Annotated in this window: 7 protein-coding genes; 1 reads left to right on the plus strand and 6 read right to left on the minus strand. The window is 63.5% G+C overall.

Going from position 1 to position 12,016, the window contains the following annotated elements:
* Positions 1-8: 8 nt before the first annotated feature.
* Complete coding sequence (locus BLV20_RS12475; protein WP_092301739.1) at positions 9-902, minus strand: LysR family transcriptional regulator; 894 nt, start codon at positions 900-902, stop codon at positions 9-11.
* Positions 903-1,080: 178 nt separating this feature from the next.
* Here BLV20_RS12475 and BLV20_RS12480 point away from each other — a divergent pair, with 178 nt between their 5' ends.
* Positions 1,081-2,292, plus strand: coding sequence for an MFS transporter (locus tag BLV20_RS12480; RefSeq protein ID WP_256577766.1), 1,212 nt, complete (start codon positions 1,081-1,083; stop codon positions 2,290-2,292).
* Positions 2,293-2,384: 92 nt separating this feature from the next.
* On the opposite strand, the gene BLV20_RS12485 is transcribed toward BLV20_RS12480, so the two are convergent.
* The 5 genes from BLV20_RS12485 to BLV20_RS12510 all read right to left on the minus strand — a co-directional run bounded on the left by BLV20_RS12485 (position 2,385) and on the right by BLV20_RS12510 (position 12,008).
* A complete protein-coding gene (locus BLV20_RS12485) occupies positions 2,385-2,732 on the minus strand; it encodes a YgiW/YdeI family stress tolerance OB fold protein (protein ID WP_092301745.1) in 348 nt (115 codons plus the stop codon).
* A gap of 144 nt (positions 2,733-2,876) precedes the next feature.
* On the minus strand, positions 2,877-3,944 hold the full coding sequence (gene hemE, locus BLV20_RS12490) for a uroporphyrinogen decarboxylase (protein ID WP_092301748.1): 1,068 nt from the start codon (positions 3,942-3,944) through the stop codon (positions 2,877-2,879).
* Positions 3,945-4,170: 226 nt separating this feature from the next.
* On the minus strand, positions 4,171-5,589 hold the full coding sequence (locus tag BLV20_RS12495; protein ID WP_092301752.1) for an FAD-dependent oxidoreductase: 1,419 nt from the start codon (positions 5,587-5,589) through the stop codon (positions 4,171-4,173).
* Between the two features lie 33 nt (positions 5,590-5,622).
* On the minus strand, positions 5,623-10,068 hold the full coding sequence (gene gltB, locus BLV20_RS12500) for a glutamate synthase large subunit (protein WP_092301755.1): 4,446 nt from the start codon (positions 10,066-10,068) through the stop codon (positions 5,623-5,625).
* Positions 10,069-10,418: 350 nt separating this feature from the next.
* Complete coding sequence (locus tag BLV20_RS12510) at positions 10,419-12,008, minus strand: SPOR domain-containing protein (RefSeq protein WP_092301758.1); 1,590 nt, start codon at positions 12,006-12,008, stop codon at positions 10,419-10,421.
* Between the last annotated feature and the right edge of the window lie 8 nt (positions 12,009-12,016).

The following is a 12,016-nucleotide window of genomic DNA, read 5'->3' on the forward strand; positions in this document are numbered from 1 at the left end:
CTGGCAGGCTACAGCTCGGCCTTGCGGGTCAGCAATTCGACAAAGGCCTTGGCCATCGGCGAGCGCTGATCGGTGCGTTGCGCCAGCCACACCGCCGAGACCGCCTCGGGATCGAGCAGCGGTCGATAGACCACGCCGTCGATGCGCATGCGCTGGTAGGACGCCGGCAACACCGAGACACCCAGCCCCGCCGCCACCAGGCCGATGATGGTCATGGCCTCGCCCGCTTCCTGGGCAAAGTGCGGGGTGAAGCCGGCATCCCGGGCCAGCGACAGCAGCTGCGCATACAGGCCGCTGCCATAGCTGCGCGGGAAAAACACGAAAGGCTCGTGGGCCAGGGCCGACAGCGCCAGCCCGGCTTCGCTGCCCGCTACCAGCGGGTGCTTGGAGCCCAGCACCGCCACCAGCGGTTCGCGCAGCAACTCCACCACGCCCAGCTCATCCGGCAGCGGCAACGGCCGCATGATGCCGACCTGGATCGACTCATCCATCAGCGCCTCGGCCACTTGGGTGCTGCTCATTTCCCGCAGCATCAGGCGCACCTCGGGAAAACGCTGGCGAAAGGTGAAGATCGCCTGGGGAATGTTCGAGTTGAAGGGCGCCGACGAGGTGAAGCCGATCTTCAGTTCGCCCAACTCCCCCCGTTGCGCGCGGCGGGCCACATCCGCGGCCTTGTCGACCTGGGCCAGTACCTGCCGGGCTTCATCGAGGAACAGCCGCCCCGCTTCGCTGAGTTCGACCCGACGGTTGGTCCGCTCGAACAGGCGCGCGCCAATTTCCTGCTCCAGCACCTGGATCTGCTGGCTCAGGGGCGGCTGGGAGATGCCCAGGGCCTGCGCGGCGCGGCCGAAGTGCAGCTCTTCGGCCACCGCGATGAAATAACGCAAGTGACGCAATTCCATGGACACCTCATTAGGTCGCTAAACATATCAATCAGGTCGAACAATATATTGGAAAGAAACATTAGCCAGCTATATGCTTTTTTCCAATGCCTGACCGGGCTGCGCTCCCCCGAGGTCCATCGTGAAAACCGCTGTCGCTCCGCTCGCCCATGAACTTCCTCCCACCGCTCTCGATGAGGTGGTCGCGCAACTGAACGAGGCCTACATCGAAAAAGGCACGCCCATGTTCATGCGCACGGTATTGGCGCTGTTCTGCGGCGGTTTTGCCACCTTCGCCCTGCTCTACTGCGTGCAACCGATGATGCCGCTGCTGTCCCGGGAATTTTCCATCAACGCGGCGCAGAGCAGCCTGATTCTCTCGGTGGCTACCGGCCTGCTGGCCATCGGCCTGTTGGTCACCGGGCCGATTTCCGACTGCATCGGCCGCAAGCCGGTGATGGTTGCCGCATTGTTCGCCGCGGCGCTGTGCACCCTCGCCAGCGCCCTGATGCCGACCTGGCAAGGGGTGCTACTGATGCGCGCGCTGGTGGGGCTGTCGCTGAGCGGCCTGGCGGCGGTGGCGATGACTTACCTGAGCGAAGAGATCCATCCGCAGCACATCGGCCTGGCCATGGGCCTGTACATCGCCGGCAATGCCATTGGCGGCATGAGCGGACGGCTGATTACCGGGGTGCTGATCGACTTCGTCAGCTGGCACACGGCAATGCTGGTGATCGGTGGCCTGGCGCTGATCGCGGCGGCGGTGTTCTGGAAAATCCTTCCCGAATCGCGCAACTTCCGCCCCCGCTCGCTGCACCCGCGCAGCCTGCTGGACGGCTTTGCCATGCACTTTCGCGATGCCGGCCTGCCGCTGCTGTTCCTCGAAGCCTTCGTGCTGATGGGCGCGTTCGTCACGCTGTTCAACTACATCGGCTATCGCCTGCTGGCCGCGCCGTATCACATGGACCAGGCTTTCGTCGGCCTGCTGTCGGTGGTGTACCTGTCGGGGATCTACAGCTCGGCCAAAATCGGCGCCCTGGCCGACCGCCTGGGACGGCGCAAAATGCTCTGGGCCACCATTTCGCTGATGCTCGCCGGCCTTGCCCTGACCATGCTCGCCTCACTGGCGGTGGTGATCGTTGGCATGCTGGTGTTCACTTTCGGCTTCTTCGGCGCCCACTCGGTCGCCAGCAGCTGGATCGGTCGCCGCGCCCTCAAGGCCAAGGGGCAGGCCTCATCGCTGTATCTGTTCAGCTATTACGCCGGGTCGAGCATCGCCGGGACGGCGGGTGGGGTGTTCTGGCACATGGCCGGGTGGAATGGCATCGGCCTGTTTATCGGCGCCTTGCTGGTGGTGGCGCTGCTGGTGGCATTGAAGCTGGCCAAGCTGCCGCCGCTGGCCACTCGGTAATCCCTGAACGGCCATGCCGGCGACCAGCCTGCGCGATGCATACGCGGAGCCCGGTCGCCGGCATGGGCGACAGTTGAAAGCGGACGATCGGCTTACTTGACGACTTCCACCAGGTCGACATCGATTTCGCGCTTCATCAGCCCCTTCTCGACTTCACCGGTCAGCCTGACCTGGGTCTTCTCGTTGAACGCCACTGGTGGCAAGTCCTCGTCGTCGATCTCGACGGTGATAGTGCCGCTGGCGTCCTTGAACTCGTACTTGTCGTCGTTGTTCAGCTTCTTGACCACGTGGCCCAGCAGCACCACCGGCGTATCGTCCGAAGCGTCGTTGGCCGCCGCAACGCTGGTGACGGACTGGGCGCCCGGGCCGGTGTAGCCAACCGCCAGGGCGGCCGAGCTGAACAACGGGGCAAGCAACAGAACGAGATAACGGGTTTTCATGGCAGTGATCCAATGTGGGTTTCGATGGAGCCAGGTTAACCAGCCAGGCTGAATTGAAACTTAATCGGCCGGGCCCTTTTCCAGGACCGCATGGAGAGGCAAAAAAAAGCCCGGCGAATGCCGGGCCTGGTTATCGGTTCGCGATCACTGGTGATACTGCGCCGACAGCTCGTGCACCGCGCGCAGGAAGGCACCGGCGTGCTCCGGGTCGACTTCCGGGGTGATGCCGTGGCCGAGGTTGAACACGTGGCCGCTACCCTTGCCGTAGCTGGCGAGGATGCGCGCGACTTCGGCGCGGATCGCTTCCGGCTTGGCGTAGAGCACGGTCGGGTCCATGTTGCCTTGCAGGGCGACCTTGCCGCCGACCCGCTGGCGCGCTTCGCCGATATCGCAGGTCCAGTCCAGGCCCAGCGCGTCGGCACCGGCATCGGCAATGCTTTCCAGCCACAGGCCGCCGTTCTTGGTGAACAGGATCACCGGCACCTTGCGCCCTTCGTGCTCGCGGATCAGGCCGCTGACGATTTTCTTCATGTAGGCCAGGGAGAATTCCTGGTACGCCGCCGCCGACAGGTTGCCGCCCCAGGTGTCGAAAATCTGCACCGCTTGCGCGCCGGCCTTGATCTGGCCGTTGAGGTAGCTGGTGACCGACTGCGCCAGCTTGTCCAGCAGCAGGTGCATGGCTTGCGGGTTGTCGTAGAGCATCGCCTTGGTCTTGTGGAAGTCTTTCGACGAGCCGCCTTCGACCATGTAGGTGGCCAGGGTCCAGGGGCTGCCGGAGAAGCCGATCAGCGGCACGCGGCCGTTGAGTTCGCGGCGGATGGTGCTGACCGCGTCCATCACGTAGCCCAGGTCCTTGTGCGGATCGGGGATCGGCAGGGCCTCGATGTCGGCCAGGGTGCTGACGACCTTCTTGAAACGCGGACCTTCGCCGGTTTCAAAGTACAGGCCCTGGCCCATGGCGTCGGGGATGGTCAGGATGTCGGAAAACAGGATCGCCGCGTCCAGCTGCGGGTAGCGATCCAGCGGTTGCAACGTGACTTCGCAAGCGAACTCCGGGTTCATGCACAGGCTCATGAAGTCGCCGGCCTTGGCACGGCTGGCGCGGTATTCAGGCAGGTAGCGCCCAGCCTGACGCATCATCCACACCGGGGTGACGTCTACGGGTTGCTTGAGCAGGGCACGAAGGAAACGGTCGTTCTTCAGGGCAGTCATGTCGGCATCCGGAAAAAAAGTGCGGGCATTTTCTCAGAGCGCGACGCAAAAGGCACGGCGAGAGCCGTGCCTTTTATCTATCGGGTCAATTTGTCGCGGACTACATCGACTAATTCCGCGTTGATTCGGCCGGCCTCTTCGCGAGCAAGCCTCGCTCCTACAGGATCATGCAGCTTCTGTAGGAGCGAGGCTTGCCCGCGAATGGAGCGACGCCGATCAAGCAGATTTACACGCCCAGGTAATCCAGGATCCCTTCAGCCGCATTGCGGCCTTCGAAGATCGCCGTCACCACCAGGTCAGAACCGCGCACCATGTCGCCACCGGCGAAAATCTTCGGGTTGCTGGTCTGGTGCTTGTACTGGCCTTGCTCCGGTGCCACGACACGGCCCTGGCTGTCGGTCTGGATCTCGAACTGCTCGAACCATGGCGCCGGGCTCGGGCGGAAACCGAAGGCGATGACCACGGCGTCGGCCGGGATGACCTCTTCGGAGCCCGGGATCGGCTCGGGGCTGCGGCGGCCGCGGGCGTCCGGTTCGCCGAGACGGGTCTCGACCACCTTCACGCCTTCGACCTTGTCCTCGCCGACAATGGCGATCGGCTGGCGGTTGTAGAGGAACTTCACGCCTTCTTCCTTGGCGTTCTTCACCTCTTTGCGCGAGCCCGGCATGTTCGCTTCGTCACGACGATAGGCACAGGTCACCGACTTGGCGCCCTGGCGGATCGACGTGCGGTTGCAGTCCATCGCCGTGTCGCCGCCACCGAGGACCACGACCTTCTTGCCCTTCATGTCGATGAAGTCTTCCGGCGACTTTTCAAAGCCCAGGTTGCGGTTGACGTTGGCGACCAGGAAGTCCAGCGCGTCGTAGACGCCCGGCAGGTCCTCACCGGCAAAGCCGCCCTTCATGTAGGTGTAGGTGCCCATGCCCATGAATACCGCGTCGTATTCTGCGAGCAGTTGCTCCATGGTCACGTCCTTGCCGACCTCGGTGTTGAGGCGGAACTCGATGCCCATGCCGCTGAAGACTTCGCGACGATTGCTCAGCACGGTCTTCTCAAGCTTGAACTCGGGGATGCCGAAGGTCAGCAGGCCGCCGATTTCCGGGTTCTTGTCGAACACCACCGGGGTCACGCCGCCGCGTACCAGCACGTCGGCACAGCCCAGGCCCGCCGGGCCCGCGCCGATGATCGCGACGCGCTTGCCGGTCGGCTTGACCTTGGACATGTCCGGGCGCCAGCCCATGGCGAAGGCGGTGTCGGTGATGTACTTCTCCACCGAACCGATGGTCACCGCGCCGAAGCCGTCGTTGAGGGTGCAGGCACCCTCGCACAGGCGGTCCTGCGGACACACCCGGCCGCAGACTTCCGGCAGGGTGTTGGTCTGGTGCGACAGCTCGGCGGCGGCGAGGATGTTGCCCTCGGCCACCAGCTTGAGCCAGTTGGGAATGAAGTTGTGCACCGGGCACTTCCATTCGCAGTACGGGTTACCGCAACCCAGGCAGCGGTGGGCCTGGTCGGCCGACTGCTGGGGTTTGAAGGGCTCGTAGATCTCCACGAACTCTTTCTTGCGCTGACGCAACAGTTTCTTCTTCGGATCCTTGCGCCCGACCTCGATGAACTGGAAGTCATTATTCAGACGTTCAGCCATTGTTAAAACCTCATCAAACTCTTCAGGCGCATATCACTGCGGGTTGGCACGGGTGCTGGAAAGCAACGATTTCAAGCTGGCAGCCTTCGGCTTGACCAGCCAGAAGCGGCGCAGGTAGTCATCGAGGTTCTCGGCCAGGTTACGGCCCCACTCGCTACCGGTTTCCTCGACGTATTCGTCCAGCACGCGCTGCAGGTGGCTGCGATAGGCTTCCATCGCTTCGCCGCTGATCCGCTGGATTTCCACCAGCTCGTGGTTGACCCGGTCAACGAAGGTGTTGTCCTGGTCGAGCACGTAGGCGAAACCGCCGGTCATGCCTGAGCCGAAGTTGTAACCGGTCTTGCCCAGCACGCAGACAAAACCACCGGTCATGTATTCGCAGCAGTGATCGCCGGTGCCTTCCACCACGGTGTGGGCACCGGAGTTGCGCACGGCGAAACGCTCGCCCGCGGTGCCGGCGGCGAACAGCTTGCCGCCGGTAGCGCCGTACAGGCAGGTGTTGCCGATAATCGCGCTGTCCTGAGTCTTGTAGGCGCTGCCCTTGGGCGGAACGATCACCAGCTTGCCGCCGGTCATGCCCTTGCCCACGTAGTCGTTGGCGTCGCCTTCGAGGTAGAGGTTCAGGCCGCCGGCGTTCCACACGCCGAAGCTCTGACCGGCCGTGCCCTTGAAGCGGAAGGTGATCGGCGCCTTGGCCATGCCCTGGTTGCCGTGGAGCCTGGCGATTTCGCCGGAGATCCGTGCACCGATGGAACGATCGCAGTTGCAGATGTCGAGCGCGAACTCGGCACCGCTCTTGTCGTTGATCGCCGAGCGCGCCATATCGACCATCTTCTCGGCCAGCAGGCCCTGGTCGAACGGTGGGTTGCGATCGACCTGGCAGAACTGCGGCTTGTCCGCCGGGATATGGTCGCTGCCCAGCAACGGGGTCAGGTCCAGGTGATGCTGCTTGGCGGTCTGGCCTTCGAGCACTTCCAGCAGATCGGTGCGACCGATCAGCTCTTCCAGCGAACGCACGCCCAGCCTGGCCAGCCACTCACGGGTTTCCTCGGCGACATAGGTGAAGAAATTCACCACCATGTCGACAGTGCCGATGTAGTGATCCTTGCGCAGCTTCTCGTTCTGGGTCGCGACGCCGGTGGCGCAGTTGTTCAGGTGGCAGATGCGCAGGTATTTGCAGCCCAGGGCGATCATCGGTGCGGTGCCGAAGCCGAAGCTTTCGGCGCCGAGGATCGCCGCCTTGATCACATCGAGGCCGGTTTTCAGGCCGCCGTCGGTCTGCACCCGGACCTTGCCGCGCAGGTCGTTGCCGCGCAGGGTCTGGTGGGTTTCCGCCAGGCCCAGTTCCCACGGCGCGCCGGCGTACTTGATCGAGGTCAGCGGCGAGGCGCCGGTGCCACCGTCGTAGCCGGAGATGGTGATCAGGTCGGCATAGGCCTTGGCCACGCCAGCGGCGATGGTGCCGACACCGGCTTCCGCCACCAGCTTCACCGAGACCAGCGCCTGCGGGTTGACCTGTTTCAGGTCGAAGATCAGCTGCGACAAGTCTTCGATGGAATAGATGTCGTGGTGCGGCGGAGGCGAAATCAGGGTCACGCCCGGTACCGCGTAACGCAGCTTGGCGATCAGCCCATTGACCTTGCCGCCCGGCAGCTGGCCGCCTTCGCCGGGCTTGGCGCCCTGGGCCACCTTGATCTGCAGCACTTCGGCGTTGACCAGGTATTCCGGGGTCACGCCGAAACGGCCGGTGGCCACCTGTTTGATCTTCGAGCTCTTGATGGTGCCGTAGCGGGCCGGGTCTTCGCCGCCCTCACCCGAGTTGGAACGCGCGCCCAGGCGGTTCATGGCTTCGGCCAGGGCTTCGTGGGCTTCCGGCGACAGCGCGCCCAGGGAGATACCGGCGGAGTCGAAACGCTTGAGGATTTGCTCCAGCGGCTCGACTTCGCTGATGTCCATCGGCGTGTCCAGGGTCTTCACCTTGAACAGGTCGCGGATCATCGACACCGGGCGGTTATCCACCAGCGCGGTGTACTCCTTGAACTTGGCGTAGTCGCCCTGCTGCACGGCGGCTTGCAGGGTGTTGACCACGTCCGGGTTGTAGGCGTGGTATTCGCCACCGTGGACGAACTTCAGCAGGCCGCCTTGCTGGATCGGCTTGCGCGGGCTCCAGGCTTCGGCGGCCAGGGCTTTCTGCTCGGCCTCGATGTCGACGAAGCGCGCACCCTTGATGCGGCTCGGCACGCCACGGAAGCTCAGGTCGCAGACTTCCTCGGACAGGCCGATGGCCTCGAACAGCTGCGCCCCGCGGTAGGACGCAATGGTCGAGATGCCCATCTTCGACAGGATCTTCAGCAGGCCCTTGGTGATGCCCTTGCGGTAGTTCTTGAACACCTCGTAGAGGTCGCCCAGCACTTCACCGGTGCGGATCAGGTCGCCCAGCACTTCATAGGCCAGGAACGGATAGACCGCCGAGGCGCCGAAACCGATCAGCACCGCGAAATGGTGCGGATCGCGCGCGGTGGCGGTTTCCACCAGGATGTTGGAGTCGCAGCGCAGGCCCTTCTCGGTCAGGCGGTGGTGCACCGCGCCGGTGGCCAGGGAAGCGTGGATCGGCAACTTGCCCGGAGCGATATGGCGGTCGCTGAGGACGATCTGGGTACGACCGGCGCGCACGGCTTCTTCGGCCTGGTCGGCGACGTTGCGGATCGCCGCTTCCAGGCCGAGGCTTTCCTCGTAGTTCAGGTCGATGACCTGACGCTCGAAGCCCGGACGGTCGAGGTTCATCAGCGAGCGCCACTTGGCCGGCGAGATCACCGGCGAGCTGAGGATCACGCGCGAGGCGTGCTCAGGCGATTCCTGGAAGATGTTGCGCTCGGCACCGAGGCAGATCTCCAGCGACATGACGATGGCTTCGCGCAGCGGGTCGATCGGCGGGTTGGTCACCTGGGCGAACTGCTGGCGGAAGTAGTCGTATGGCGTGCGCACGCGCTGGGACAGCACGGCCATCGGCGTGTCGTCGCCCATGGAGCCGACCGCTTCATAGCCTTGCTCGCCCAAAGGACGCAGCACCTGGTCGCGCTCCTCGAAGGTGACCTGGTACATCTTCATGTACTGCTTGAGCTGGTCGACGTCGTAGAACGCCGAACCGTGGTCGTTGTCTTCCATGGTCGCCTGGATGCGCAGGGCGTTCTTGCGCAGCCATTGCTTGTACGGATGACGGGACTTCAGGCGGTTGTCGATGGCGTCGGTGTCGAGGATCTGCCCGGTTTCGGTGTCCACGGCGAAGATCTGCCCCGGGCCGACACGGCCCTTGGCGATCACGTCTTCGGGCTGGTAGTTCCAGACGCCGATTTCCGAAGCCAGGGTGATGAAACCGTTCTTGGTGGTGACCCAGCGCGCCGGGCGCAGGCCGTTACGGTCGAGCAGGCAGACGGCGTAGCGGCCGTCGGTCATGACCACGCCCGCAGGGCCGTCCCACGGTTCCATGTGCATGGAGTTGTATTCGTAGAACGCACGCAGGTCGGCGTCCATGGTCTCGACGTTCTGCCACGCTGGCGGAATGATCATCCGCACGCCACGGAACAGGTCGATGCCGCCGGTGACCATCAGTTCGAGCATGTTGTCCATGCTCGAGGAGTCGGAGCCCACGCGGTTGACCAGCGGGCCGAGCTCTTCCAGGTCCATCAGGTCGTTGGTGAACTTGGTCCGCCGCGCCTGGGCCCAGTTGCGGTTGCCGGTGATGGTGTTGATCTCGCCGTTGTGGGCGAGGAAGCGGAATGGCTGCGCCAGCGGCCATTTCGGCAGGGTGTTGGTGGAGAAGCGCTGGTGGAACACGCAGATCGCGGTTTGCAGGCGTGGGTCGCCCAGGTCCGGATAGAAGGCGGCCAGGTCCGCCGGCATCATCAGGCCTTTATAGATGATGGTCTTGTGGGAAAAGCTGCAGATGTAGTGATCGGTGTCAGCGGCGTTGGCCACCGACGAACGACGGCGGGCGCTGAACAGCTTGACCGCCATGTCCTGGTCGCTCAGGCCTTCGCCGCCGATGTAGACCTGTTCGATCTGCGGCAGGCGTTCAAGGGCCAGGCGGCCAAGGACGCTGGTATCGATTGGCACTTTGCGCCAGCCGATCAGTTGCAGGCCTTCGGCGAGGATCTCGCGGTTCATGTTCTCGCGAGCGGCTTCGGCCTTGGCCGGATCCTGGTTGAAGAAGACCATGCCCACGGCATATTGCTTGGGCATTTCGACACTGAAGGTTTCCTGGGCAATGGCTCGCAGGAACGCGTCAGGCTTTTGAATCAGCAGACCGCAACCGTCGCCGGTCTTGCCGTCCGCGTTGATCCCACCGCGGTGGGTCATGCAGGTCAGGGCCTCAATGGCCGTTTGCAAAAGGGTATGACTGGGTTCGCCCTGCATATGGGCTATCAAACCGAAACCGCAGTTATCCTTGAATTCATCTGGTTGGTACAGACCTGCTTTCATAGACACTTTCTCACCAGGCTGCCTCTTATCGAGACAAATTTCTTTTCAATTCAACCAGTTACCTTCCACGCCGAACGTACGCCGGCTTTGCGGGGGCAAAAGGGAGGTCATTGTACACACCGACACAGACGCTCACAAATTTGACGACGAAATGTCGCAAATCCATGTCGCATTTATGAAAGGTTTAAAGCGATATGCTGTGCTAGTCAAAACTTTTTTAGTTTGGACCGCGACGACTCAAAAGCTACTGTGACGCAGACACCACAAGGCACGCGGCCTTGAAGGCAGCATGCGCATGCGGATTTTTTTGAGGTGCTGGGAGAGGCGGCCTGGGTAAGGCCGCCGAATCTTCAGCGAGTTGCTGCCAGTTCCTGTTGGACGCTGGCGACAGTGCGAGGCCAAGGTTTACCAGCCTGAACCTTCGCTGGCAAGGCCTTGATAGCGGTAACGGCTGCATCACGGCTGCTGAAGCTGCCATAAGTGATTACATACAGCGGTTTGCCGTTGAGGACTTTCTTGAAATAACGGTACTGAGCGCCCTGCTCCTTGACGAAGCTCTGCGCCGCGGCTTCGGAACTGGTGCCCAGGATCTGCACGACGTAGTTGCCTGGCGCCTGGCCGGCGTACCAGCTACCGCCAGTGGCGGCCTTGGCTACGGTGACAGGCTTCTCGGCCGGCTTGGCGGCCGGTGCGGCCGGCTTGCTGACCGGAGCAGGAGCAGGCTTGACCACCGGCGCCGGCTTGGCGGCAGCGACCTGGGTCGGTGCCGGGGTCGGACGGGCCTCAGGCGTCGGCGCGGGGCCGGCCGGCACGCCAGCTGGCGGTGCGACGGTGGTTACGGTCGGCGGTGTGGCGCTGGAACCTTCCACTGGAACGCCATCATCACCCTCGGTGATCTCACCGGCGGCTTCGGCCAGCGGACCGCGCATGACCGGTTGCGACTGGCCAACCAACGGCAGCGGCATGGGCTGGGACGAACCGGCGAACTCGACAGCCGGGCTGCCATTGCTGTTCGGTTGCGGCGTCTGCCCCAGCGGCAGCTGTGCCTGTTCGTTGGCTGGCGCGCCGGTGGTAGCTGGCGCCTTGCTGCGACCCGGCATCAGCCAGGCAGCGGCAACGGCCACCACGACCACTGCGGATATCGCCAATACGTGTTTCTTCGGCATATTGAACCCCATACTTGGACGCTTGACCGCTGAGCGGCTGGCAATCATGGCTTCGATCATTGCATCCCGGGCGACCTGGTTGATGTTGCCAGGCCAGCCATCGGAGCCTTCGTGAATATCACTGATCTGATCCGCGGAGAAAAGTTCGATACCTCGGCCAGCGCCTTCGAGACGCTGCGCCAGATATTCGCGGGTTTCTTCTTCGGTGTAGGGCTGCAGCTCGATGACATGGAAGCGCTCTTCGTCCGCGCTCAGCAGCTCCAGGCCGGCAATCAGCGACGACTCGCCGAACAGGAACACATGCGGACGACCCTCCGGTGCACCGGCGGCGAGCGCCAGCAGCGCCTCAAGCGCCGACTCGTCGAGTTGCTCGGCGTCATCCACCAGCAGATAGACTTCCTGGCCGGTCAGCGCCAGCTGCACTATTTGCGCCAGGATCGGGCCGATCTCGGCCTGCTCGACATTCAGCGCCTGGGCCACCTGGCGCAGAACGCCCGCCGCATCACCGGCGCCACGGGCGGAAACCACCACGCTCTGGACCGACTGCTTGTTGGTACTGGCTACCAGCGCCTGGCGCAGCAGCGTCTTGCCGCTGCCCTGCGGGCCGGTCACGACCAGCAGCAGTTGGCTGTAGCGCGCCAGGTGGTGCAACTGCCCCAGCACCGGCTTGCGCTGGGCAGGGAAAAACTTGAAACCAGGCACCCGTGGAGCGAAAGGGTCATGGCTCAACTGATAGTGGCCGAGGAAGGCCTCGTCGGCGTGCAAACTAGTCATGGGGATCT

The sequence above is a fragment of the Pseudomonas sp. NFIX28 genome, from assembly GCF_900107395.1.
Lineage (GTDB): Bacteria > Pseudomonadota > Gammaproteobacteria > Pseudomonadales > Pseudomonadaceae > Aquipseudomonas.